The 23762-nt window shown below is 69.8% G+C and carries 20 protein-coding genes; 8 read left to right on the top strand and 12 right to left on the bottom strand.

All coding sequences use genetic code 11. From position 1 onward, the window contains the following. Nucleotides 1-5: 5 nt before the first annotated feature. A complete protein-coding gene (gene recG / locus WG903_RS04840; RefSeq protein WP_340073092.1) occupies nt 6-2069 on the bottom strand; it encodes an ATP-dependent DNA helicase RecG in 2064 nt (687 codons plus the stop codon). 52 nt (nt 2070-2121) lie between these two features. On the opposite strand from recG, the gene queA reads away from it, so the two are divergent. Next, on the top strand, nt 2122-3150 hold the full coding sequence (gene queA, locus WG903_RS04835; RefSeq protein ID WP_340073091.1) for a tRNA preQ1(34) S-adenosylmethionine ribosyltransferase-isomerase QueA: 1029 nt from the start codon (nt 2122-2124) through the stop codon (nt 3148-3150). Further along, nucleotides 3144-4274, top strand: a complete 1131-nt coding sequence (tgt, locus tag WG903_RS04830) for a tRNA guanosine(34) transglycosylase Tgt (protein WP_340073090.1) — start codon at nt 3144-3146, stop codon at nt 4272-4274. The genes queA and tgt overlap by 7 nt, the downstream gene beginning before the upstream one ends. A 354-nt stretch (nt 4275-4628) precedes the next feature. Here the strand turns inward: tgt and WG903_RS04825 are convergent, their stop codons facing one another. Together WG903_RS04825 and WG903_RS04820 are read right to left on the bottom strand one after the other, a co-directional pair. Then, nucleotides 4629-6554: an MFS transporter gene (locus tag WG903_RS04825; RefSeq protein WP_340073089.1), complete on the bottom strand. Its 1926-nt coding sequence runs from the start codon at nt 6552-6554 to the stop codon at nt 4629-4631. Beyond that, nucleotides 6551-7348 carry a hypothetical protein gene (locus tag WG903_RS04820; RefSeq protein WP_340073088.1) on the bottom strand — a complete coding sequence of 266 codons (798 nt, stop codon included), beginning with the start codon at nt 7346-7348 and terminating at the stop codon, nt 6551-6553. Before WG903_RS04820 ends, WG903_RS04825 begins: the two co-directional genes overlap by 4 nt. A gap of 112 nt (nt 7349-7460) precedes the next feature. On the opposite strand from WG903_RS04820, the gene WG903_RS04815 reads away from it, so the two are divergent. Continuing rightward, complete coding sequence (locus WG903_RS04815; RefSeq protein ID WP_340073087.1) at nt 7461-8192, top strand: helix-turn-helix domain-containing protein; 732 nt, start codon at nt 7461-7463, stop codon at nt 8190-8192. Here the strand turns inward: WG903_RS04815 and WG903_RS04810 are convergent, their stop codons facing one another. The 8 genes from WG903_RS04810 to WG903_RS04775 form a co-directional block, all read right to left on the bottom strand. Continuing rightward, complete coding sequence (locus WG903_RS04810; protein ID WP_340073086.1) at nt 8193-9242, bottom strand: DUF535 family protein; 1050 nt, start codon at nt 9240-9242, stop codon at nt 8193-8195. It lies immediately after the preceding gene. 118 nt (nt 9243-9360) lie between these two features. Further along, complete coding sequence (locus tag WG903_RS04805) at nt 9361-10620, bottom strand: FIST signal transduction protein (RefSeq protein WP_340073085.1); 1260 nt, start codon at nt 10618-10620, stop codon at nt 9361-9363. A 7-nt stretch (nt 10621-10627) separates the two neighbouring features. Further along, nucleotides 10628-11320 (bottom strand): PhaM family polyhydroxyalkanoate granule multifunctional regulatory protein, encoded by a 693-nt coding sequence (locus tag WG903_RS04800; protein WP_340073084.1) that lies wholly within the window; start codon nt 11318-11320, stop codon nt 10628-10630. Nucleotides 11321-11389: 69 nt separating this feature from the next. Next, nucleotides 11390-12274, bottom strand: a complete 885-nt coding sequence (locus tag WG903_RS04795) for a copper chaperone PCu(A)C (RefSeq protein ID WP_340073083.1) — start codon at nt 12272-12274, stop codon at nt 11390-11392. Then, nucleotides 12271-14469: a TonB-dependent receptor gene (locus WG903_RS04790; RefSeq protein ID WP_340073082.1), complete on the bottom strand. Its 2199-nt coding sequence runs from the start codon at nt 14467-14469 to the stop codon at nt 12271-12273. The genes WG903_RS04795 and WG903_RS04790 overlap by 4 nt, the downstream gene beginning before the upstream one ends. A 52-nt stretch (nt 14470-14521) precedes the next feature. Further along, nucleotides 14522-14878: a hypothetical protein gene (locus WG903_RS04785; protein ID WP_340073081.1), complete on the bottom strand. Its 357-nt coding sequence runs from the start codon at nt 14876-14878 to the stop codon at nt 14522-14524. A gap of 23 nt (nt 14879-14901) precedes the next feature. Further along, nucleotides 14902-15702, bottom strand: a complete 801-nt coding sequence (locus WG903_RS04780) for an enoyl-CoA hydratase/isomerase family protein (RefSeq protein WP_340073080.1) — start codon at nt 15700-15702, stop codon at nt 14902-14904. Nucleotides 15703-15714: 12 nt separating this feature from the next. Continuing rightward, complete coding sequence (locus WG903_RS04775) at nt 15715-16677, bottom strand: TraB/GumN family protein (RefSeq protein WP_340073079.1); 963 nt, start codon at nt 16675-16677, stop codon at nt 15715-15717. A gap of 111 nt (nt 16678-16788) precedes the next feature. On the opposite strand from WG903_RS04775, the gene otsB reads away from it, so the two are divergent. The 3 genes from otsB to otsA are packed head-to-tail and all read left to right on the top strand — an operon-like array spanning nt 16789 to nt 20758. Further along, the gene (gene otsB / locus WG903_RS04770; RefSeq protein ID WP_340073078.1) at nt 16789-17538 is read left to right on the top strand and encodes a trehalose-phosphatase; all 750 of its coding nucleotides are present in this window, start codon (nt 16789-16791) and stop codon (nt 17536-17538) included. Continuing rightward, nucleotides 17535-19340, top strand: a complete 1806-nt coding sequence (locus WG903_RS04765; protein ID WP_340073077.1) for a glycoside hydrolase family 15 protein — start codon at nt 17535-17537, stop codon at nt 19338-19340. Before otsB ends, WG903_RS04765 begins: the two co-directional genes overlap by 4 nt. After that, nucleotides 19340-20758 (top strand): alpha,alpha-trehalose-phosphate synthase (UDP-forming), encoded by a 1419-nt coding sequence (gene otsA / locus WG903_RS04760; protein WP_340078195.1) that lies wholly within the window; start codon nt 19340-19342, stop codon nt 20756-20758. Before WG903_RS04765 ends, otsA begins: the two co-directional genes overlap by 1 nt. 3 nt (nt 20759-20761) lie before the next feature. Here the strand turns inward: otsA and WG903_RS04755 are convergent, their stop codons facing one another. Beyond that, nucleotides 20762-21778: a fumarylacetoacetate hydrolase family protein gene (locus WG903_RS04755; RefSeq protein ID WP_340073076.1), complete on the bottom strand. Its 1017-nt coding sequence runs from the start codon at nt 21776-21778 to the stop codon at nt 20762-20764. A gap of 86 nt (nt 21779-21864) precedes the next feature. Here WG903_RS04755 and WG903_RS04750 point away from each other — a divergent pair, with 86 nt between their 5' ends. Next, on the top strand, nt 21865-22656 hold the full coding sequence (locus tag WG903_RS04750; RefSeq protein WP_340073075.1) for an IclR family transcriptional regulator: 792 nt from the start codon (nt 21865-21867) through the stop codon (nt 22654-22656). Next, on the top strand, nt 22649-23695 hold the full coding sequence (locus WG903_RS04745; RefSeq protein WP_340073074.1) for a DUF3108 domain-containing protein: 1047 nt from the start codon (nt 22649-22651) through the stop codon (nt 23693-23695). Before WG903_RS04750 ends, WG903_RS04745 begins: the two co-directional genes overlap by 8 nt. The last annotated feature ends 67 nt before the right edge of the window (nt 23696-23762 follow it).

Here is a 23762-nt window from a genome sequence, read left to right as displayed (position 1 = left end):
GGTGTTCAGGCCTTGAGGAACTCCGATTTTCCACCCAACCAGCGCGCCGTGTGGCGCCGCGCCAATTCGGGGTGCTCGTCGAGCATGCGCGGCGCGAGTTCGCGCGCCCAATCGAGCAGCGCCGTGTCCGTCTGCAGGTCCGCGAACCGCAGCAGGGGTGCGCCCGATTGCCGCGATCCGAGGAACTCGCCGGGGCCGCGGATCTCGAGGTCGCGCCGCGCAATCTCGAAGCCATCGGCGGTGTCCATCATGGCCTTGAGGCGGGCGCGCGCCGTCTCGCCGACCTTGCCACTCTCGCCCGGGGAGTACATGAGGATGCAGGCCGAGGCCGCGGCGCCGCGCCCGACGCGGCCGCGCAACTGGTGCAGCTGCGACAGGCCGAAGCGCTCGGCGTGTTCGATCACCATCAGCGACGCGTTGGGAACGTCCACGCCGACTTCGATCACAGTGGTCGACACCAGCACGCCCATCTGCCCGCCGACGAACAACTGCATCACGGCTTTCTTCTCCGCGACCGGCATGCGCGAGTGCAGGAGGCCGACCATCACGCCGGGGAGGGCTTCGCTCAGCGCCGCGTGCGTGGCCGTGGCATTGGTGAGGTCCAGTGCCTCGCTCTCCTCGATCAGCGGGCACACCCAGTAGACCTGCCGCCCCTGCGCGACCTGCGCGCGGATGCGTTCGACCACTTCGTCGCGGCGCGAGTCGGCGATCAACTTCGTGACCACCGGCGTGCGCCCCGGGGGCAACTCGTCGATGGTCGAAACGTCGAGGTCGGCGTAATAGCTCATGGCCAACGTGCGCGGGATGGGTGTCGCCGACATCATGAGCATGTGGGGCTCCTGGCCCTCTTCGTGCATCTTCTGCCGCAGCGCGAGCCGCTGCGCGACGCCGAAGCGGTGCTGCTCGTCGATGACGGCGAGCGCGAGTTTCTGGAACTGCACGTGCTCCTGGATGACGGCGTGCGTGCCGACCACGAGCGCCGCCTCGCCGCTGGCCACCAAGGCGAGCATCTCCGTGCGTTCCTTCTTGCGCTGGCTGCCGGTGAGCCACGCGACGCGCAGGCCTTGGGGCGCGAGAAGCGGCTCAAGCCAGCCGATCAACTTGCGGAAGTGCTGCTCGGCGAGGATTTCGGTCGGCGCCATCAGCGCGCATTGGCGTCCGGCGTCGATGGCGATCGCCGCCGCCAGCGCCGCGACCACCGTCTTACCCGAGCCGACATCGCCCTGCAGCAGGCGGTGCATCGGCACCTCGCGCGCGAGGTCGGACGCGATCTCTTCGCCGACGCGGCGCTGCGCGCGCGTGAGCTGGAACGGCAAGGCCGCCAGCAATTGCTCGTGCAGGCCGCCCGCGCGCGTGGTGAGCGCCGGCGAGCGCAGCGCATCGCGTTCGCGCTTGCTTTCCTGCTGCGACAGCTGTTGCGCCAGCAACTCCTCCGCTTTCAGGCGCTGCCACGCGGGATGGCTGCGATCTTCCAGGGTCGCCAGCGACACGTCCGGCGTGGGGTGGTGCAGGAACTGCAAGGCCTCGCGCAGGGGCCACACGAGCGGCTTCAGCGCCTCCGTGATGCCCGGCGGAAAGGTGTCCGACAGGTCCGCGCGCGCCACGCCGCTTTGCACCGCCTTGCGCAGGTAGGCCTGCGGCAGGCCGGCGACCGTCGGGTACACGGGCGTCAGCGCCGTCGGCAGGTCGCCGGCCGCAGGCTTGAACGAGGGATGGACCATCTGCCAGCCGAGGAACCCGCCCTTGAGCTCGCCGCGCAGGCGCAGCTTCGTGCCCACCGCCAGCGCCTTCTGCTGGGACGGGTAGAAGGAGAAGAAGCGCAGCACGCAGGTGTCCGTGCCGTCGTCCACCGTGACCATCAACTGCCGGCGCGGACGGTAGACGACCTCGCAGGCCGTCACCACCGCCTCGATCTGCGCTGTGTCGCCCTCGCGCGCGTCGCGCAGCTGGGTGACACGTGTTTCGTCCTCGTAGCGCAATGGCAAGTGCAACGCCAGGTCGATGTCGCGCGCGAGCCCCAGCTTGGCCAGGGCTTTCTGCGGTCCGGTCGCGGCGGCGGCAGCGGGCATGGGACAATTCTGCCTCCTCAACTTCGCACGGGTCCGTCCGGCCCTGAAGACGATGCGTCAGCACACCTTGGGCGACTTCGATTTCGCCCTGCCTCCCGAACTCATCGCCCAGCACCCTGCGACCGAACGCAGCGGTTCGCGGCTGCTTGATGGCACCGGTGAAGCATTCGTCGATCGATCGTTCCGCGACCTGCCTTCCCTGCTGCGAAGCGACGACCTGATGGTCTTCAACGACACGCAGGTGGTGAAGGCGCGCCTCTTCGGCGAGAAGCCGACCGGCGGCAAGCTCGAACTGCTGGTCGAGCGTGTCACCGGGCCGCGCGAGGTCGTGGCGCACATGAAGGTGAGCAAGAAACCGCCGCCGGGCACCGTCCTCGCGATGCAGGGCGGCTACACGGCGCGCCTGGAAGGCCGCTGGCCCGATGACGACGGCGCCCTCTTCCGCTTCTCGTTCAGCGACGACCCCTCTGCGCTGATGGAGCGCCACGGCCATGTGCCGTTGCCGCCCTACATCGAACACGCCGACACCGCGGACGACGTGCAGCGTTACCAGACGGTGTTCGCGAAGAACCCGGGCGCCGTGGCCGCGCCAACGGCCGCCCTGCATTTCGACGAAGCGGTGCTGGCGGCGCTGGACGCGCGCGGCGTGCAGCGCGCGAGCGTCACATTGCACGTGGGCGCGGGCACGTTCCAGCCGGTCAAGACCGAGAACATCGCCGAGCACCGCATGCACAGCGAGTGGTACTCGATCCCACCGGAAACGATCGCGGCCATCGAAGCCACGCGTGCACGGGGCGGCCGTGTGCTGGCGGTCGGCACGACCACCGTGCGCACGCTCGAATCGTGGGCGCAGACGGGCCAGGCCGGCGGCGACACCGCGATCTTCATCACGCCGGGCTTCGCGTTCCGCGTCGTCGACCTCCTGGTCACCAATTTCCACCTGCCGAAGTCGACGCTGCTGATGCTGGTGAGCGCTTTCGCAGGCCACGAGCGCATCATGCAGCTCTATGCACACGCCGTGCAGGCGCGTTATCGTTTCTTCAGTTATGGCGACGCGATGCTGCTCGCACGATCATGTTGAACTTCGAACTGCTGAAGACCGACGGCCGCGCGCGCCGCGGCCGCCTCACGCTCAACCACGGCGTGGTCGAGACGCCGATCTTCATGCCCGTGGGCACCTACGGCACGGTCAAGGGCGTCACCCCGCGCTCGCTCGAGGAGATGGGCGCGCAGATCATCCTGGGCAACACCTTCCACCTGTGGATGCGGCCGGGCCTGGACGTCGTGAAGCACTTCGGCGGCTTGCACGAGTTCGAGCGCTGGGACAAGCCGATCCTTACGGACTCGGGCGGCTTCCAGGTGTGGTCGCTGGGCGAGATGCGCAAGATCAGCGAGGAAGGCGTGAAGTTCGCCTCGCCGGTCAACGGGGACCGGCTGTTCCTCACGCCGGAAATCTCGATGCAGATCCAGACCGTGCTGGACAGCGACATCGTCATGCAGTTCGACGAGTGCACGCCCTACGAGACCAAGGGCCACATCACGACCGAGGCAGAAGCGCGCTTCTCGATGGAACTGAGCCTGCGCTGGGCGAAGCGGTGCCAAGGCGAATTCGAAAAGCTCGGCAACCGCAACGCCCTCTTCGGCATCGTGCAGGGCGGCATGTTCGAGCACCTGCGCGAGGAATCCCTGGCTCAGCTCGTCGAGATGGATTTCCCCGGCTACGCGGTCGGTGGCGTGAGCGTCGGCGAGCCGAAGGAAGACATGTTGCGCATCCTCGCGCACACGCCGCATCGCCTGCCGGCGAACAAGCCGCGCTACCTGATGGGTGTGGGGACGCCCGAGGACATCGTCGAAGGCGTCACCAACGGCGTGGACATGTTCGACTGCGTCATGCCCACGCGCAACGCGCGCAACGGCCACCTGTTCACGCGCTTCGGCGACCTGAAGATCCGCAACGCGCGCCACCGCAGCGACGAGCGCCCCATCGACGAGACCTGCACCTGCTACGCCTGCGCTGGCGGCTTCTCACGCGCCTACTTGCACCACCTGGAGCGCTGCGGCGAGATGCTCGCACCCATGCTGGCGACGGTGCACAACCTGCACTACTACCTGGAGCTGGTGCGCGAGATCCGCGAAGCGCTCGATTCCGGGACGTTCCCGGCCTTCGTCGCGAGGTTCAGGCTGGACCGCTCGCGCGGCGTCTGAAGCTTCAGGCGCAGGCCTTCCAGGCGGGACTGCGATTGGGCGCGGGCGGCGCTCGCGGCGAACGCCAGCGAAAAGGCGGCGGCGAAGAATTCGTTGCTGCTCATGGTCGTTTCCCTCCGGCGCGCAGTCTCACCGTCGGGGCGCCCCTAACGCGCCCGGTTTCGGGATTTCGGCCGGAAGCAGTCCTGCCGGTATCGCCGGGCGATACCCGGCGCCGATCAGGTGGCGGTCAGGCGGTGCGCCGAATAATGGGATCGCGCCGGTCCTCACGGACTGCGCGGCTGCGACTCGAGTCTCCTGTGGCCGCCCGGCGCACTCCCTGTTTCACCGGCCCTTCGGGGCCGGTTTTTCTTCTCAGGCCGGCGCCAGCAGGTGCTCGACTCGCGCCCGCAGCAGCTCCGGCGAGACTTGCGCCGGCGGCACCGGCTCGCCGACGTTCAGGCCCACGCGGTTGAACAGGCCGCGCCGGAACGGCCGCACCATCGCGCCCTTCTCCTCGATGCGCGAGAAGTACGAGCCCCACAGGTTGGTCAGCGCCATCGGGATGACAGGCACGGGGTGGCGCTCCAGGATCTTCATGATGCCGCCCTTGAACGCCTGCAGCTGGCCGTCGCGCGTGATCGCGCCCTCCGGGAAGATCGCGAGCAGGTCGCCGTCCTTCAGCACCTTCGCGGCGGCGTCGAAGGCCGCTTCGTAGGCGCGTTCGTCCTCCTTGCGCGGCGCGATCGGGATCGCCTTGGCCAGCCGGAAGAGCCAGCCCAGCACCGGCACCTGGAAGATGCGGTGGTCCATCACGAAGTAGATCGGGCGCGGGCTCGCGGCCATCAGCAGCACGGCGTCGACGAAGCTCACGTGGTTGCACACCAGCACCGCCGCACCTTCGGTTGGGATGGCCTCGTCGCCGCGCACCTTGAAGCGATAGACGATGCGCGAAGCGATCCACGCGATGAAGCGCAGCAGGTACTCGGGCACCAGCAGGAAGATGTACGCTGCCACGACCGCGTTGGCGATGCCCGTGAACAGGAAGATCTGCGGGATCGTGAAGCCCGCCTTCAGCAGCGCTCCGGCGATCACCGCGCTGGCGATCATGAAGAGCGCATTGAGGATGTTGTTGGCCGCGATGATGCGCGCACGGTGCGTCGGCTGGCTGCGCAGCTGGATCAGCGCGTACATCGGCACGCTGTACAGGCCCGCGAAGAGCGACAGCAGCGCGAGGTCGGCCATCACGCGCCAGTGCGGCGCCATGCCGAGGAACTGCGCGAGCGTGAGCTCCGCGGACGGCGCGAGTCCGCGCGAGGCGAAGTACAGGTCGACCGCGAACACGCTCATGCCGATGGCGCCCAGCGGCACCAGGCCGATCTCCACGTGCCGCCGCGACAGCACCTCGCACAGCAGCGAGCCGATGCCGATGCCGATCGAGAACACCACCAGCAGCAGCGAGGCGACCTGTTCGTTGCCGTGCAGGACTTCCTTGGCGAACGAGGGGAACTGCGACAGGAACACGGCGCCGAAGAACCACATCCAGCTGATGCCCAGGAGCGACCGGAACACCACGACATTGCCGTGCGCGAGCTTCAGGTTGCGCCAGGTTTCGCTGACCGGGTTCCAGTTGATCTTCAGGCCCGGGTCGGTCGCGGCCGCGCGCGGCACGAACTGCGCGAAGCCGCGGCCCACCAGCGCGAGCAACAGGCAGGCGATCGCGACGTGGTGCCGCCCGACCTCGGGCGTCGCCACCAGCAGGCCGCCCGCCACGTTCCCCAGCAGGATCGCAACGAAGGTGCCCATCTCCACCATGCCGTTGCCGCCGGTGAGCTCGCGCTCGTCCAGCACCTGCGGCAGGTAGGCGTACTTCACCGGGCCGAACAGCGTCGAGTGCAGGCCCATGAGGAACACGCACCCGAGCAGGACCGGCGCGTTCGCGCCCCAGAAACCGAAGGCCGCGAGCACCATGATCGCGATCTCGAGGTTCTTGACGAAGCGGATCATCGCCGTCTTGTCGAACTTGTCCGTCAGCTGTCCCGCGGTCGCCGAGAACACCAGGAAAGGCAGGATGAACAGCGCGCCGATCACGAGGCCGGCGAGCGACGGCGGCATCCACGCCAGCTGCAGCTGGTAGGTCACCATCACCGTGAACGCGAACTTGAACAGGTTGTCGTTGGCGGCGCCGAAGAACTGCGTCCAGAAGAAGGGCGCGAAGCGGCGCTGGCCGAGGAGCGCGAACTGGTTGGGATGTTCGTGCGCGGGCGCGGGTTGCGCGGCGCTCGTGACGACCGTGCTCATGACGAGATCCTCCTCAGCGTGCGCGGGCGCAGCGCGCCGCGCGGTTCCGCGGCATTGTGCCACCCGAGTGCGGCAATGACGGGCAGAGCGGCGCACGCGGCGACCAGGTGCTTCAAGGTGTGGCCGGAGAACAGGTACCCGCTTGCCGCGAACGCCCATCCGTCCAAGCCCTCGCATGCCTTGGCCGCGCAATAAATGGCGACGATGGCGAGCCAACGGACCGGCAGGGCGTCGGGCAAAGGCCGACCCAGCGCGAGCAGCACCAACAGCGCCATCCCGCCGAACTGCAGCACGACCCAAGGCAGCAGTTCGCCTTGCACACTGGCATGCAGCGCGAGCGGCGCAGCGGCGAGGAACGCCAGGCCGACGAACGCCGCAGCCCGTTCACCCACGCGTGTCGTGACCGCCAAGCCAAGGAGGCCTGCGAATGCCACGGCCATGCCACTTCGGTCAACGACGAGCCGCGCATCGTCGGGACCGAGGTGATACCAGGCCGAACACGCCGCGGTGAGCACCAGCCCCGCGAAGAACAGGCCCGCCATCGCCCTTTGCATGTTCGTCAGCGCGCCGCGCGGCAGGCGCCACACTTTCCAGGCGCCGACCAGCCCCGCAAGCGCGAAAGCGAGGTTCGAAAGCACGTCGCCGGCATTCGGCAGCGCGCCCCAGGCGCGCGTGTCGGCGAATGAGTGGTACGCGGGCGGAGCCGGGACATGCGGCCCCGCGGCCGCGAGGAGCGCGAGCGCCGCGCAGGCCACCAGGAGGGTGGACTCACGCGGCGAGAGAGGTGTTTTCATGGGTTCTCCTTTGCACGCGGCGCAGTCTGGTGCGCGCCCGCGCGAAGGCATCGGGATTTCAGGCTACATTGCGGCTTTCCGCACCTGCGGTATCACGCCGCGATACTTCGCCATGAGCACCACCGCCGACCTCGTGACCGCGCTGAAGAAGGAACTGAAGGCGGCGCAAATGACGTATGCCGACCTCGCGAAGTCGCTCGGCATGGCGGAATCGAGCGTCAAGCGCATGCTGGCCAAGGGCGACATGCCGCTGTCGCGCATCGACGCGATCTGCCGCGCGCTGAAGATGGACTTCGCCGAACTCGCGCGCCGGGTGGCCGACGCGCAGCCACTGCTGAAAGAGCTGACGCTGGAGCAGGAGCGCGCCGTCGTCGCCGACAAGAAGCTGCTGCTGGTGGCCATCTGCATCCTGTCGCAGTGGACGCTGGAGCAGGTCACGGCCAACTACCGCCTGACCGAAGCCGAGGGCATCAAGGCGCTGGCGCAGCTCGACCGCATCGGCATCATCGAGCTGCGGCCGATGAACCGCTACCGCCTGAAGCTCGCCAAGACCTTCCGCTGGCGCCCGCACGGCCCCGTGATGAACTTCTTCCGCGAGCACGTGGTGCTTGACTACTACAAGGGTGGCTTCGACAAGCCGGGCGAAGGCCTGCTGCTGGTCCACGGCTCGGTCAGCCGCGCGACGGCCCCGACGTTCTTCGAACGCATCCAGCGCCTGGCGCAGGACTTCGCGCAGCAGCACCAGGCCGACCAGCGCCTGGCCGAGAAGGACCGCGAGGGCTACACGCTCCTGCTGGGGATGCGCAGCTGGGAGTTCGAGGCGTTCACGCGGCTGCGCCGCTGATCAGTCCTCGTCGAGGTTGCCGGGCCCGGTCTCGAGCACGCGCGACGCGAAGAAATCGTCGTCTTCCATGCTGCTCGATTCGGGCACGTCGAACTCGTCCAGCGGGATGTTGCCCGAGGGCGTGAGCGCCTGCGTGATGCGGTCCAGGCGCGGCTCGCGCAGGGGCCGCTGCAGCAGCTTGCGGAACTCCGCGCGCAGGCCGTTGCGCGTGCGGATCCAGAAATCGGCGCGCCGCGCCTGGCGCGCGCGCTTCTCGGGCGACAGCGCCGTGGCCGCGAGCTTCTCGTCGGCTTCCAGCGGCAGGATCACCCAGCCCGCGGGGCCGTTGCGCGCCTCGAAGTGATCCCAGAGCGCGCGGTAGCTGGCGAAGATCTTCTCGCCTGCGTCGCGGTAGCGGCTGCTCCAGCGGTAGCTCCAGTCGTGCAGGCGGTGCGCCGTTGGGTCGAGCCCGACCAGGCGCAGGTTCCAGTAGCGCGCCAGCTCCTGCGCCACGCGCACGAGGAACACGGGCGCCTTCCATCCCTGCAGCGCGTGGCTCACTTCCACCGGGCTCACGCGCTGCACCGGGTCGCGCTGGCCGCGCACGCCGCCGATCACCAGGCACGGCGTACCGTCGATGCGGAAGCGGCTGAAGGCCAGCACCGCGGCCTCGATCGGCTGCGGCTTGTGCTGCAGCTCCGCCGAGCGGCGCAGCTGCAGCGTCAGCAGCATCTCGCCTTCGGGACTGTTCACCGGCGCCTGCCGCAGCAGGATCCGCATCATGTCGTGGCCGCGCGGCGGCGTGAGCTCCGCCAGCACCAGCGAATCGCCCGACGCGACCTGCGTGAACGCGGCCGGATGGAAGGCCGTCTCCAGCCAGTCCATGTGGTCCACCAGCTGCACCACGCGCTCGGAGAACGTGGTGTTGCCGTTGACGTAGGGCCGCACGGCGCGCAGGTACTCGCCCTTGACGTCGCGCACCACCTCGCGCGAGCGCAGTTCCACCACCACCGCCATCCAGCGCTTGAGCGCCTTGCCCTCGTGCAAGGTCGCGCGCAGCGCGCGCCACACCAGGCGCGAGCGCGACGTGCCGCCGCCCGGCGACGCGGCGGCGAACGCCCAGCGCAGCCCCTGCCAGAGGCTCGGGACGCGGCGCGGCGCACGCGGGGCGGCGCGCGGCGAGGACCGGCTAACGGAAGACAGTGAGCACCCCCGTGTAGCCGTACAGGTGGTGGCGCGCGATCTCGCCGCCGGCGAAGAAGCCGACCAGCGGCACGTCGCCGAGCGCGCGGCGCACGATCTGCAGCTCCGCGCTGGGGCCGCCGAAATGCGGGCCGCCGCGCCCGGCGCAGCTGACGTAGATGGCGCCGGCGATGCGCCGCTCGGTCGACGGCGCGCCGTCGGTGGCGGAATCGGCGAGCGCGGAAGCAGCGGCCAGCGACATCTCCTGCGGCTCGAGCTCTTCGCGCACCTCGGCGCAGATGCGCACGAGGTCGGCGCGCGCGGCCTGCGGGTTGCGCTGGCAGAAGGCCATGCGCATGCCGGTGCTGACGCGCTCGGCCACGGCGACCGCGCGGCGCGTCGGGTCCAGGCCGATGATGTGGCGCACGACGACGTCGGCGCCGAAGCTGCCGGTGCGGCCGATGGCGTCGGCGCCTTCGGCCGTGAGCCCCACCAGCGTCGCCCGCAGTTGCGCCATGGCCTCCTCGGGCTCGTCCAGCGAGATGCCGGTGTCCTTCAGCAGCACGTCCAGCGCCGGCTCGCCATCCAGCTCGGTGATGACGTTCGACTGCGCGCCCGTCACCACGCGCTGCGGCGCCACCGGCTGGCAGCCTTGCGTCACGCGCGAAATGAGCGACACGCCCTCGCCGAAAGCCACGCCCGACAGGCCGCCGGAGAACACGCCGCCCGCCGCGCCGTGGCCGCGGATGTTGCCGTTGCCGCTGACCGCGAACTGCACCGCGCGCCCGCGGCTCGAAGCCAGCCCGCCGAAGAGGTAGCCCGACGCGGTGCGCCCCGCCATCTCGTTGATCAGTTCGGCCACGTCGGGCGTGTGCGCATCGGCATGCACGAGCGCCGTGAAGGGCTCGAAGCCCATGCCCTCGCCGATGCCCAGCGGCGCGACGCCGGAGAACACGCGGTACTGGTGCGACGGCAGGTCGCAGAGCATCAAGCCGAGGGCCGGCTCGTCGAAATACTCGACGTTGCTCGAGGCGATGCCCACGCCCACCGTGCCGGCCCAGTCGGTCACCTCGGGCAGCTCGGCGCTCAGGTGGTCGAGGATCTCCTGCGCTTCGTCGACGTAGTGGTCGGTGATGTAGAGAAGGGCCAGCGTGGGCGACGCGGCGTAGTCGGGCAGCGCCATCTGCGCGCGCACCTGCGCCAGCACCAGGCCCGCGGCCATCTGCCACTTCGGGTGCGTCGCGTGGCCGAAGGGAAACAGCTTCACGGCCGCCTCACGCCCCGTGTTTCTTGGCCGGCCGTTTGGCCGCCGCTTTCTTCGCGGCGGCGCCGGCCGACTTCATCGCGCCCTTGGCCATGCCCGCGGCCATGTTCTTGGCCGTGTCCATCGCCGTCTGGGTCGCGGCGTCCTTCATCGCGCTGGTGGCGATCTGCTGGAACTGCTGCGTGAGCGCGCCCCACCACTGCAGGGGGTCGACGACGCCGTTGGCGCCGGGCTTCGCGGCGGCCCTGGCTTCCGCCGCTTTCGGTTTCGCTTTCTTGCGCGCGGCCTTGGCCTTGGTGGCCGCGCCGCCGGCGACGCCCGACACGGCCTGCGCCGCACCGGCGGCCGTCTCCGTCATCTTCTGCACGCCGCCCAGCACCGTGTCGGCGGCCTTGAGCTTGAAGGCGTTGGCGACGTCGCCCATGTTGAAGTTCATGCCCTTGAGCGTCGCCAGGGTCATCTTCTGCACTTCCAGCGCCTGGATGGTGGCGCCCAGCGCCTTGGAGTTCTGGTCCAGCCAGAAGTGCACGGCCTTCAGTTCGCCGATGCGCTTGTCCAGCTCCTCGACGTTGAGCGTGGGGGCGACCCAGTTGGAGAGGTTGGGCAGCTGGGGCAGCGTCTGCGACGCGCCCTTGGCGATGTTCTGCAGGAAGTCGAAACCGGGGACGAACTTGCCGAAGCCGAATGGGGTGTTGTCGCTCATGGCCGCCTCCGTGCGCTGTTCCGGCCACAGCTTAACGCATGGGCCCGCGCGGGGCGAGCCCGGCGTGGCTCAGTGCTTGTGCTCTCCGTGGCCGCCGGCGGGCGCACCGCCGGGCGGCTGGGCCGTCACCGGCACGCGCAGCTCGGTGCGGCTTTCCACGCCCCGGGCGTTGCGGAACACCAGCGTCACCGGCACCGTGCTGCCCGCGGCCAGCGGCTGCTTGAGCTCCTGCAGCATCACGTGATGGCCGCCGGGCTTGAGCTCGAAGGGCTTGCCCACGGGAAGCTCGATGGCGCCGGCGGCCCGCATGCGCATCACGTCACCCTCGAGCTTCATCTCGTGCACCTCGGCCTTGCCGGCAACGGGTGACGACGCGCCCACCAGCTGGGTCGGCTCCTTGGCGGTGATCCGCATGTACGCGCCGCCCGTGGGCTGGCCCGGCAGCGTGGCGCGGGCCCATGCGTTCTCCACCACCGGCCGCATGCGCCAGGCCGCCGCTTCGGGTGCGGCCATCACCTGCAGCAGCACCGCGGGCGTCTTCATGCCTTCGGTGCTCGCGCCTGGCGCCGGCACTTGCGACCATTCGACGGCCGTTGCGCCGCAGCGCTGCACGGCCGTCAACCACGTCGCTGCCGGCGCCGAGGCGACGCGCAGCTCGAGCGGGAAGTCGCCCTTGTCCTTGGCATCGGGCGTCGTTCCCGGCGCCACGGTCCACGTCACCTGCTGGGGCGTGAGCGCCACCTGCCAGCCGGCCTTGGCCTGCGCGCGCACGGCCGTGACGCCCGCGGGCAGCTTCAGTTCGACTGCGGTCGTCGCGGCCGCATCGCAGCCGTGGCCGATGCGCACGACGCCGTTCCACGGGGCGCCGGTTTCAGCGACGGGCGGATCGATGCCCACGTGCGCGGACGCGGCGCCGCAGAAGGCCAGGGAGGACAGGAGGAGGGTCTTGTTCATAGGTCCACTTTCAGTTCCGCGGTGTAGGTGCGCTGCGGGTAGGGATGGAAGTTCCAGTAGGTGTCGTTGCCGATATTGTCGATGCCGATGGCCGCGGTCCAGTTCCTGTCGATCCGCCAGCGCGCGCGCAGGTCGACGACGAAGAAGCGGCTCACGCCCATGTAGGTGCCGCCGTCGACGTCGCTGTTGTCGAGCGTGCGGAACTGGCGGCTGCTGTAGCGCGCGCCCACCGACGTGGAGAACCCGTCGTCCCAGCGGTAGCTCGCGAGCGCCGCGGCGCGCAGGCGCGGGATGTTGGGCTGGCGCTTGCCGATCGTGTCGCCCGGCACGGCGACGAAGCCCGCGTTCTCGCGGATGTGCGAGTCGGCGTAGGTGGCGCTTGCGTTGACGTCCAACTGCTTCCAGACGACACCGGCGCCGGAGTACGCCAGCTCGATGCCGCGCGTGCGGATCAGGCCCACGTTCTGCACCCGCGTGACGTTGCGGTTGGCCGCGGCGTCGAAGAGCGCCTGCGAGTACAGCGCGTCGTGCGTGTCCTCGCTGAAGGCGGTGGCGCGCAGCACGGCGTTGCCCACGTCCTTCTCGACGCTCAGCTCGCGCGTCCACGAGCGCTCGGGCTTCAGGTTGGGGTCGTTGATGAAGAGCGAGTTGACCGTCGAGGTGCCGCCGTAGAGTTCGGCGACAGTGGGAAAGCGCAGCGCGCGCCCCGTCGACGCCTTCACCACCGTGTCGGGCAGCCACTGCCACGACAACGCCAGCTTGGGCGACACGTGCGACTCGCTGCGGCTCGGCCAGGCGGTGTTCACGGCCGGCGCGATCAGCGTGTGCCCTTCGTCCGCCGTCCAGGTTTCGGCGCGCGCGCCGAGCACGGCCTTCCAGCGGGGAGCCAGCGACCACACGTCCTGGGCCCACGCGCTGCGCAGGTGCGTGCGGCCGCCGACGTCGCTGATCACCGCTGCGGGCGCGGCGGCGGTCCAATCGCCCGGCACGGCCGATGTCACGTAGGCGAGGCGGAAGCTGTCCTGCTGCACGCCGAAGTCGACGACGTGGGGTGCACCGGCCGGGCGCCAGGTGCCCTTGAGCGCCAGGGTCTGCCAGCCCGTGCCGGAGCCGTCGGCGAGCGTGCCCGAGTTCTGGCGCTTGCCGTCCTTGCTGTAGTCGTAGCGGCTGGCCGCGACTTCCCAGTCGAACACGCCCTGGGTGTGCTGCTTGAGCGTGAAGCCGTGCATCGCGTGCCGCAGGCTCTCCCGCGTCTGCGGCAGGTCGGCCAGCACCAGCGGCGCCGCGACGTAGGAGTGCGAGACGCCTTCGGCATCGTTGCGCCACACGCCGAGCACATAGGTCGCGCGCAGCACCGGCGTGACGTCGTACGCCAGCTTCGCCTTCAGGTGGTCCTGCCGCGTCGTGTACTCCGTCTGGGAGGCCACGACGTACCACGGGACGTTCGCGTTGTTGCGGCCCGGCAGTGCGCCGGCCGGCGCCGTGCCCGCCGATGCGAGCCGCGTCGCGAACGTGAGCGGCTGGCCGTGGCTGTCGGTGTGGCTGACGTTGAAGAACCACGACCAGTCACCGCCGCGGTTGCCGGCCGAGGCCGACGCCTGCCAGGCGTTGAACGTCGCGTGCGTGCCGTACAGGTCGAAGGGCTGCGACGAGTAGCCCGCTTGCGCATGCGCCTCGAAGCGCGTCGGCATGCGCGTGACGTAGTCGACCACCGCGCCGACCGAGTTGCCGGGATAGGCTGCAGAGAACGGGCCGTACATCACGTCGACGCGGTCGATCTCCTCGGGCGTGACCAGGCCCCAGCGCGGCGGGAAGGCCAGGCCGCCGACGCCGTTGCCCAGGAAGTTCGACAGCAGGATGCCGTCGGCGTACACGGCCGAGCGCGCGCTGTTGCCGGTGCCCGAGGCGCGGCTGGAAAGGATGGCGTGGTTGTAGTCGCCGATGTAGCGCTTGCGCACGAGCAGGCTCGGGAAGTACTTCAGCGCGTCTTCGCTGTCGGCCGCGTTGATCGCCTGCTCGATCTGCCCGCGCGTGATGCTCTCGACGGTGGTCGGGATCTGCGTGGGCAGCGACGTCGGCTGGCCGCCGGTGACGGTGACCACGCCCAGGTCCTTCTGCAGCGGCGGGTGGTCGGCCCATGCGCAGGTGGCCGAAAAGGCCATGGCCAGTGCCACGGCAAGGCGGGTGGGAATCATGGATGCCCCTGACGGTTGAAACCACCGGCCGCGTGCAACGGCCGGCGCTCTTTCAAGCAGCCGGGGAAGCGGGCGGGCCGCGCGCGGGCAAGGGCGCGGCGAGGATCGAAGCGATGCGTGCCGCCGGGATCGGCTGCACGGCGTGCGCGAGAGGGGCGGCGAATGCGACGTGGGCGTGGATGGGGGGCGGCGCGGCGGAGCCGCTGCACAACTGGCACTCCAGCGCGTGCGAGCCCGGCGTTTGCGCGCCCTCGCCCTTGGCCACGAGCTTCATCGCGCCCTTGCCGGTGCACACCACCTCGAACTCCGCGGGCTGCACCAGCGGCGAGGCCATCGCCACGCCCAGCGACAGCGCGAACCAAGCCAGCACGAGGCGGGCCAGGAAGGAAGCGCGGCGCAGGGCTTGCATCACCGCGCGATTATCGCCGCCGCCTAAAACCTCGGCGCGCGCCGCTCTTTCAGCGACGCGATGCCCTCGCGCACGTCGGGGCCGCCGAAGCCCATGAACTCCAGCGCCAGCGAGGTGTCGAAGCTGGGGCCCGCCATGCGCAGCCAGTTGTTCAGCGAGTACTTGGTCCAGCGGATCGCCGATTGCGAGCCCGCCGCGAGCCGGTCCGCGACTTCGTAGGCCTTGTCCAGCAGCCGGTCGTCCTCGACCGCCAGCGACACCAGGCCGATGCGCTCGGCCTCCTCGCCGGTCACCGGGTCGCACAGCATCAGGTAGTACTTGGCCTTGGCCATCCCGCACAGCAGCGGCCACACGATCGCCGCGTGGTCGCCGGCGGCGACACCCAGGCGCGTGTGGCCGTCGACGATCTTCGCGCTCCTGGCGGCGATGGAGATGTCGGCGAGCAGGCCGGCGACCAGCCCGGCACCCACCGCCGGCCCGTGCAACGCGCTCACGATCGGCTTGTCGCAGTTGATCACGTTGTAGACGAGGTCGCGCGCCTCCTTCCACACGCGCGTGCGCACCTCGAAGTCGTTGGCCATGTCGGCAACGAGTTCCAGGTCGCCGCCGCCGGAGAAGCCCAGGCCCTCGCCGCGCAGCACGGCGCAGCGCACGCTGTCGTCGTCGTTCACGTCGCGCCAGACCTGCGCGAGCTCGCGATGGCCGTCGTGCCCGGCCGTGGGCAGCTTGCCGTTCTTCGCGCGCATCTGGATGTCGAGCACGGCGCCGTCCGCGCCGCGGCGGGTGAGGGCGAGCGTGGCGTAGCGGCTGGGGTCGATTGGCATGTCGGTTCCGTTTCACTTTCCATCGAAGGCGACGCGCTGCACGTCGAACCCGCGCGCGCGCAGCAGCGTGACGAGCGACTGCGGGCCCGTCATGTGCAGCGCGCCCACCGCGGCGAAAAAGCGCGTGCCCTCGCCGTGCAGGGCGGCCATCTTGTCGGCCATGGCCGGGTTCCGGTCGTCGTTCATCCGCCGCATCATGGCCCTGTCCAGGTCCGTCTTCAGGCAGTCGCACCACTGCGGGTAGGCGGCCATGTCGTCCGCGTCGCTGCGCTCCCACGCCGCCACCATCCGCGCCAGCTGCGCGCGTGCGCGCAGCCGCTCGGCGGGGTCGATCGCCTCGACGATCATTTCGCGCTCCTCGGACTCGCTGGCGGGCAGCATCGCCTTCATCTGCCCCGCCACCGTTTCCAGCGCCACGATGCGCTTGCCCATGTGCGGCGCCATCGCCGTGAGGATCCAGTCGATGCCCAGTTCCGGGTGCAATCCTGCGGAACGGGCGGAGAGCACCGTGAGCATCACCACCTGCATCGCGGGCCGCCAGGACTGCGCGGCTTCGGGAACGCACCCCTGTTTCAGGGCCGATTTCAGCCGCTCGTCCAGGCCACCGGCCAGCACCCGCGCCGACGCGCCCGCATCCAGGGGCGGCACCCGCGGCGCCTGTTCGCCGGCCTGGGTCAGGTCCAGCTCGAGCACGAGCACGTCGCTCGCCGCCAATGCTTTCATGATGGTGGGGCCCGGCGCACCCCACTCCAGCCGGCCCACATGGACCGTGCCGTACAGCCACGAGGTGCGGCCGTCCTTCTCCAGGCGCCACAGCAGGCCGCGGTCGCGCCGCGGCGTCTTGATGACCGCCTGCTGGATCTCGGCGATGCCGGGCGGCGGCACGCACGCCGCGTCCTGGGCGGCGGCGCGGCCCGCCGCCATCGAGGCCGCTGCGGCGGCGAGCAGGCAAAGGCTTCTGGCAAGGATTCCCATGCGCCCATTCTGCATGGCCTGCCGCGAATTTCCGATGCGGCTGTAGTCCTGCTCCTACGCGGTTCGGCGTTCGCGTGAGGTGGCGGGGGCCGGTGCCCTCTGCTACGGTCGATGACCATGAATTTCGAGGACATCCTGTTCCCGTCCTGCGCCGTCTTCCTGGACTTCGACGGCACGCTGGTGGACATCGCGCCGCAGCCCGAAGCGGTGATCGTCCCGCCCGCACTGTCGGCCACGCTCGCGCAGCTGCACGGGTGGCTGGGCGGTGCGCTCGCCCTGATCTCCGGCCGCCCGATCGCGCAGATCGATGCGTTCCTGAAACCCCTGGTGCTGCCGGCCGCCGGCGTGCACGGCGCCGAGCGCCGCGGCGCCGACGGCAGGTTGTCGCTGCTCAGCACGCATCCGCTGGAAGTGGTCGAGGCCGCCGCCGCGGCGCTCGTCAAGGGCGACCCGCGGCTGCGCCTGGAGACCAAGCGCGGCTCGGTCGCGCTGCACTACCGCCAGGCGCCCGAGCGCGAGGCCGAATGCATCGCCGCGATGCAGGCCGCCGTCGAGGAGTCGCCGGGCCTGACGCTGCTGCGCGGCAAGATGGTGGTCGAGGCCAAGCCGGGCGGCGCGAGCAAGGGCGCCGCCATCGAGGCCTTCATGGCCGAGGCGCCGTTCGCGGGGCGCACGCCGGTCTTCGTCGGCGACGACATCACCGACGAAGTCGGCTTCGCCACCGTGCAGCGCCTGAAGGGCCTGGGCGTGAAGGTGGGCGAAGGCGCGACCGTGGCCTGGCAGCGCATCGAGTCGCCCCAGGTCTTCCGCCAGCAACTGCAGTTGGCCGTGGCCCACAAGGCCGGAAAGGTGCACGCATGACCCGCCCCGTCGCCCGCCCGGAGGCTTCGCTCAAGCTCGGCGTGATCGGCAACTGCGCCTTCAACGCGCTCATCGACGAACGCGGCGGCGTCGTATGGTGCTGCCTGCCGCGCTTCGACGGCGACCCGGTGTTCGACGCGCTGCTCGACCCGACCGACAAGGCGAGCCTGTGGACGTTCGAGCTCGAGGACTTCGCGCGTTCGGAGCAGGAGTACGAGCCCAACACCGCCGTGCTGCGCACGCGCCTGTACGACACGCAAGGCCAGGGTATCGAGGTCACCGACTTCGCGCCGCGCTTCTGGAACCGCGGCCGCATGTTCCGGCCGATGACGATCATCCGGCGCGTGAAGCTGATCTCGGGCTCGCCGCGCATGCGCGTGGTGCTGCGCCCGCGCTTCGACTGGGGCCGCGCCGAACCGACGGAGATCACGCAGGGCAGCACGCACCTGCGTTTCGTCGGCCCGGACCTGTCGCTGCGCCTGAACACCGACGTGCCCATCAGCTACGTGCTGGCTGAGAGCTTCTTCGTGATCGACCGGCCGATGAACTTCATCCTCGGCCCCGACGAGACGCTGACCTCCGGCATCGAGGACACGGCGCGCGGCTTCGAGCAGGAAACGGTCGCCTACTGGCGCAGCTGGACGCGCGCGCTGGCCATCCCGCTGCAGTACCAAGAGGCCGTGATCCGCGCCGCCATCACGCTGAAGCTGTCGTTGTACGAGGACACGGGCGCGATCATCGCCGCGATGACCACCAGCATCCCGGAGCACGCCAACAGCGGCCGCAACTGGGACTACCGCTACTGCTGGCTGCGCGACGCCTTCTTCGTCGTGCGCGCGCTCAACTCCATTTCCGAAGTCGCGACGATGGAGGAATACCTGCGCTGGCTGAACAACATCGTGGTGAAAACCGCCGGTGGCCACATCCAGCCGCTGTACGGCATCGGCCGCGAGGAGCAGCTGCCCGAGTCCATCCTGGAGCACCTGCCCGGCTACCGTGGCATGGGGCCCGTGCGCGTGGGCAACCAGGCGCAGGAGCATTTCCAGCACGACGTCTACGGCAACATCATCCTGGCGGCGGCGCAGGCCTTCCACGACCAGCGACTGTTCCGGCGCGCGGGCAAGGCGGAGTTCGCTTACCTCGAGGCGGTGGGCGAGCAGGCCTTCCGCATCTACGACAAGCCGGATGCGGGGATGTGGGAGCTGCGCACGCGCGCGCGCATCCACACATCGTCGGCGCTCATGAGCTGGGTGGCGTGCGACCGGCTCGCCAAGATCGCGCACGTGCTGAAGCTGCCCGACCGCGTGGGCTACTGGCGCGAGCGCGCCGACACGATCAGGGAACGCATCCTGCGCGAGTCGTGGAACGAGCAGCGCAAGGCCTTCGCCGAGAGCTTCGGCGGCAAGGAGCTGGACGCCAGCGTGCTGCTCATGGCCGAAGTGAACATGATCGACCCGAAGGACCCGCGCTTCGTTTCGACCGTCGCCGCGCTGGAGGACAGCCTGTGCGACGGCCCGTACATGCGCCGCTACGAAGCGGCCGACGACTTCGGCAAGCCCGAGGTGTCGTTCAACGTCTGCACCTTCTGGCGCATCGACGCGCTGGCGCGCATCGGCCGCAAGGAGGAGGCGCGCGAGATCTTCGAGGTGATGCTCAGGAACCGCAACCACCTGGGCCTGCTGTCCGAAGACACGCATCCCGTCACCGGCGAGATGTGGGGCAACTACCCGCAGACCTATTCGATGGTGGGGATCATCAACGCCGCGGTGCGCCTGTCGGCGCCGTGGGACTCCGTGATCTGATGGCGCGGCTCGTCGTCGTCTCCAACCGCGTGGCCGACCCGCGCAAGACCGCCGCCGGCGGCCTCGCCGTCGCGCTCGGCGAAGTGCTGAACAACACCGGCGGCCTGTGGTTCGGCTGGAGCGGCAAGGTGGTCGAGCCGGCGCAGGGCGGCCGCCCCGGCGAGGGCCAGGTGCACACGCAGCAGGCCGGGCCGGTGAAGCTGGTGACCGTGGACCTGAGCCGCGAGGACCACGACACCTTCTACGCGGGCTACGCCAACGGCGTGCTGTGGCCGGTGTTCCACTACCGCCTCGACCTGGCGGACTTCGACCCGCGCTACATCACCGGCTACCGGCGGGTGAACCAGATGTTCGCGCGCAAGCTCAAGGCCTTCCTGCGCGACGACGACATCGTCTGGGTACACGACTACCACCTGATGCCGCTGGCCGCCGAACTGCGCGCGCTCGGCTGCTCGCAGCGCATCGGCTTCTTCCTGCACATCCCGCTGCCGCCGTCGCTGATCCTCGCCGCGATCCCGGGGCACGACTGGCTGATCCGCGCGCTGTTCGCATTCGACCTGGTGGGCTTCCAGAGCAAGGCCGACCTGTTGCACTTCGCGCGCTATGCGGAGGCCGAGGCGCATGCGCACCGCCTGGACGGCGGGCGCTGGCGCGCGTTCAACCGCACCGTGCAGGCCGGCGCGTTCCCGATCGGCATCGACGTGGAGGAATTCGAGTCGCTCGCGCAGGCACCCGAGGGCCGCGAGATGTACGAGCGCATGACGCGCGAGTATTCGCGCCGCAAGCTGCTCGTCGGCGTCGACCGCCTCGACTACACCAAGGGCCTGCCCAACCGCATGCGGGCGTTCCGCGAGCTGCTGGAGCGCTACCCCGAGCACCGCAACAGCGCCACGCTGATCCAGATCGCCTCGCCCAGCCGCGAGGACGTGGTGGCCTACAACGACATCCTGAAGGAACTCGAGTCGCTGTGCGGGTCGATTAACGGCAACTTCGGCGAGCTGGACTGGATGCCGGTGCGCTACATCCACCGCACGGTGGCGCGCCAGCGCCTGCCGGGGCTGTACCGCGCCAGCCGCGTGGCAATGGTCACGCCGCTGCGCGACGGCATGAACCTGGTGGCCAAGGAGTTCCTCGCCGCGCAGGACCCGGCCGACCCGGGCGTGCTGGTGCTGTCACGCTTCGCCGGCGCGGCCGAGCAGCTGCGCGACGCGCTGCTGGTGAACCCCTACGACGTGGAGAGCATCGCCAACGCCACGCACCTGGCGCTGCAGATGCCACTGGAGGAGCGGCGCATGCGCCACCAGCAACTGATGTCGGTGCTGCGCTCGCAGGACGTGCACTGGTGGTGCGACAGCTTCCTCGACGCGCTGGTGCAGGCGCAGCCGGAGGAGACGGGAACGCCGTGGCTGCGGCTGTGACGCCTACTTGGCGCCGTACTTGACGACCTTCTGCTCGATCGCGCCGAAGACGGACTGGCCGTCCTTGCCCTTCATCTCGATCTTGATGGTGTCGCCGAACTTCATGTAGTCGGTGGAAGGCTGGCCGTCGAGGATGGTTTCGATGGCGCGCTTCTCGGCGATGCACGAGTAGCCCTTGACCCATTCCTTCTTGCCGTCCTTGCCTTCGACGGCGCGGTTGCTCACGGTGCCGCTGCCGACGATGGAGCCGGCGCGCACGTTGCGCGTCTTGCAGATGTGGGCGATCAACTGGCCGAAGTGGAAGGTCATTTCCTGGCCGGCGTCGCACATGCCGACCGTGCGGCCGTTCCACTGGCTTTGCAGCGTCAGGTGCAGCTTGCCGTCCTTCCACGCGTCGCCCAGTTCGTCGAGCGTGACGGCGACGGGGCTGAACGCGGTGGCCGGCTTGCTCTGGAAGAAGCCGAAGCTCTTGGCCAGCTCGTCGGGGATGAGGTGGCGCAGCGACCAGTCGTTGGCGAGCATCACCAGCCGGATGCCGTCGAGCGCCTGCTCCGGCGTGCTCGTCATCGGCACGTCCGCGCACACGACCGCCACTTCGGCCTCGAAGTCGATGCCCCAGGCCTCGTCGGCGAACGGCGCGTTGTCGCGCGCGCCGATGAAGTCGTCGCTGCCGCCCTGGTACATGAGCGGCTCGGTGTAGTAGTTGTCCGGAACCTTCGAGTTGCGCGCGAGTCGCACCAGCTCCACATGATTGATGTACGCCGACCCGTCGGCCCACTGGTAGGCGCGCGGCAGCGGCGCCATGCACTGCGCCGGATCGAACGGGAAGGCGTGGCGCGCCTTGCCGCCATTGAGCGTCTCGTACAGGTCCTGCAACTGCGGCGACAGGAAGTTCCAGTCGTCCAGCACCTGCTGCATGCGGTCGGCGATGCCGGTCGCATAATGGGCCGTCGCCAGGTCGCGCGAGACCACCACCAGCTGGCCGTCGCGCGAGCCATCCTTGTACGTTGCGAGTTTCATGAGGGTTTGCCGCCTTCCACGCGCCACGGTACCATCCGGCGCGTTACGCATAGTGAAATGAATTTACCTAATCGTAATTCTAGCCGATGGCCGGGAAGGTGAAGGAACGCGCCGGTATCCAGTCCGTGGAGGTGGGCTTCGGCCTGCTGGAGGTCCTGTCGAAGGCGCAGGGCCCGCTGATGCTGCGCGACCTGGCCGCCGCCGCGGGGATGAGCGCGGCCAAGGCCCACCGCTACCTCGTGAGCTTCCAGCGCTTGGCGCTGGTGGTGCAGGACGGCGCCAGCACGCGCTACGACCTGGGCCCGGCCGCGCTCAAGCTCGGGCTGGCGTCGCTGTCGCGGCTGGATGCGGTCAAGCTCGCGCGCGAATGCGTCGGCCAGCTCATCGAGCAGGTCGGCCACACATTGGCCATCGCGGTGTGGGGCAACCACGGCCCGACCATCGTGCACTGGGAAGAAACGCCGCAGGCGGTCACCGTCAACCTGCGCCTGGGCGACGTGATGCCGCTGCTGTCCTCGGCCACCGGCCGCTGCTTCGCCGCCTTCGTCAGCCGCGACGCGATCGCGCCCCTGCTCAAGGAAGAGGTCGCGCGCGCGCAGCGCCAGGGCCGCAAGGACATGCCCACGTCGCTGGCCGAAGCGCGCGCCCTGCTCGACGAGGTGCGACAGCGCGGCATGGCGCGCGTGGTGGACACCTTGCTGCCCGGCATCGTCGGCTTCTGCGCGCCGGTGTTCGACGCCGACGGCCACATCGCGCTGGGCATCGTCGCGCTCGGCCCGACGGGCACCTTCGATTCGGCCTGGGGCGGCGCGGTGGAAAAGCCGTTGCGCGCCGCGGCCCGGCAGCTCTCGAGCGACCTGGGGTGGCGCGGTGCCTGACACGAAGAACCGCTGGCGCATCGCGCTGCTCGCGCTCGCGGTGCTGGCCGTGCACCTGTGGCTCCTCGCGGGCATGCCGCGCTTCGTGGTGCCGCAGAGGAACGGCAACACGACATGGGTCGCGCGCACCGTGACGCCGCCGGCGCCGCAACCCGAAACGAAAGCGCCGGAAGCAACAGCCGCGACGAAACCACGCGCCGCGGTCGCACCACCGCCCCCTGCTCCTAGAAAGCAGGAAGCGAAGGCCGCGGAACAACGCACGCCCGAAGTTGCCGACACGACGGCGCCGAAAACTGTCGAGAGCGGAACGCAGGTTGCCGAACGCACCGCCACTCCGCCCGCGCCCGAGCCGCCCGCCGCCGCCGCCACCCGCGAATCCGGCGCATCGCCCGCGCTTCGCTTCCGCATGCCGCCGTCGGCGCGCTTCAACTACGACCTCTCGGCACGCCAGAAGGGCTTTCCGCTGAGCGGCAGCGGGCGCCTCGATTGGCGCAACGACGGGCACGAATACGAGGCGCGCCTGACGCTGTCCGCGCCGCTGCTGCCCACGCGCGTGCAGCACAGCACCGGGCTCGTCACGGCGCAGGGCCTCGCGCCGGTGCGTTTCTCGAACAAGGTCCGCAGCGAAGAGGCCGTGCACTTCGACCGCGAGCGCGGCAAGGTGGTGTTCTCGACGAACAAGCCCGAGGCCGTGCTCGAGCCCGGCGTGCAGGACCGGCTCAGCATCATCCTGCAGCTGGGCGCGATGCTCGCGGGCGAGCCGTCGCGCTATCCCGCGGGCAGCCACATCACCGTGCAGGTGGCATCGACGCAGGTGGCGGAGCCTTGGACCTTCACCGTGCAGGGCAGCGAGACGCTGGCCCTTCCCGGAGGCCGCGTGCAGGCCGTGCGCCTCACGCGCGAGCCGCGCAAGGAATACGACGTCAAGGTGGAGCTCTGGCTGGCTCCCGGGGCCGCTTACGCCCCCGTGCGCCTGCGTCTGACACAGCCCAACGGCGACTGGGTCGACCAGCAGTGGTCGTCCACCGACAGGGGCTGAACAGCCCGCGCCCGTACCCTAGCTGCAAGCAGGCGGTCCCTGCGCCCCCTTGAATCGGGCGCGACAG

Source organism: Ramlibacter sp. PS4R-6, from assembly GCF_037572775.1.
Classification (GTDB): domain Bacteria; phylum Pseudomonadota; class Gammaproteobacteria; order Burkholderiales; family Burkholderiaceae_C; genus Ramlibacter.
This window is presented reverse-complemented; position numbering and strand designations above follow the sequence as displayed.

What these genes read in the sequence shown, in the direction of transcription:
- recG (WP_340073092.1), bottom strand. Translation starts at nt 2,069, where the DNA reads ATGCCCGCTGCCGCCGCCGCGACCGGACCGCAGAAAGCCCTGGCCAAG.
- queA (WP_340073091.1), top strand. Translation starts at nt 2,122, where the DNA reads ATGCGTCAGCACACCTTGGGCGACTTCGATTTCGCCCTGCCTCCCGAA.
- tgt (WP_340073090.1), top strand. Translation starts at nt 3,144, where the DNA reads ATGTTGAACTTCGAACTGCTGAAGACCGACGGCCGCGCGCGCCGCGGC.
- WG903_RS04825 (WP_340073089.1), bottom strand. Translation starts at nt 6,554, where the DNA reads ATGAGCACGGTCGTCACGAGCGCCGCGCAACCCGCGCCCGCGCACGAA.
- WG903_RS04820 (WP_340073088.1), bottom strand. Translation starts at nt 7,348, where the DNA reads ATGAAAACACCTCTCTCGCCGCGTGAGTCCACCCTCCTGGTGGCCTGC.
- WG903_RS04815 (WP_340073087.1), top strand. Translation starts at nt 7,461, where the DNA reads ATGAGCACCACCGCCGACCTCGTGACCGCGCTGAAGAAGGAACTGAAG.
- WG903_RS04800 (WP_340073084.1), bottom strand. Translation starts at nt 11,320, where the DNA reads ATGAGCGACAACACCCCATTCGGCTTCGGCAAGTTCGTCCCCGGTTTC.
- WG903_RS04795 (WP_340073083.1), bottom strand. Translation starts at nt 12,274, where the DNA reads ATGAACAAGACCCTCCTCCTGTCCTCCCTGGCCTTCTGCGGCGCCGCG.
- WG903_RS04790 (WP_340073082.1), bottom strand. Translation starts at nt 14,469, where the DNA reads ATGATTCCCACCCGCCTTGCCGTGGCACTGGCCATGGCCTTTTCGGCC.
- WG903_RS04785 (WP_340073081.1), bottom strand. Translation starts at nt 14,878, where the DNA reads ATGCAAGCCCTGCGCCGCGCTTCCTTCCTGGCCCGCCTCGTGCTGGCT.
- WG903_RS04780 (WP_340073080.1), bottom strand. Translation starts at nt 15,702, where the DNA reads ATGCCAATCGACCCCAGCCGCTACGCCACGCTCGCCCTCACCCGCCGC.
- WG903_RS04775 (WP_340073079.1), bottom strand. Translation starts at nt 16,677, where the DNA reads ATGGGAATCCTTGCCAGAAGCCTTTGCCTGCTCGCCGCCGCAGCGGCC.
- otsB (WP_340073078.1), top strand. Translation starts at nt 16,789, where the DNA reads ATGACCATGAATTTCGAGGACATCCTGTTCCCGTCCTGCGCCGTCTTC.
- WG903_RS04765 (WP_340073077.1), top strand. Translation starts at nt 17,535, where the DNA reads ATGACCCGCCCCGTCGCCCGCCCGGAGGCTTCGCTCAAGCTCGGCGTG.
- otsA (WP_340078195.1), top strand. Translation starts at nt 19,340, where the DNA reads ATGGCGCGGCTCGTCGTCGTCTCCAACCGCGTGGCCGACCCGCGCAAG.
- WG903_RS04755 (WP_340073076.1), bottom strand. Translation starts at nt 21,778, where the DNA reads ATGAAACTCGCAACGTACAAGGATGGCTCGCGCGACGGCCAGCTGGTG.
- WG903_RS04750 (WP_340073075.1), top strand. Translation starts at nt 21,865, where the DNA reads ATGGCCGGGAAGGTGAAGGAACGCGCCGGTATCCAGTCCGTGGAGGTG.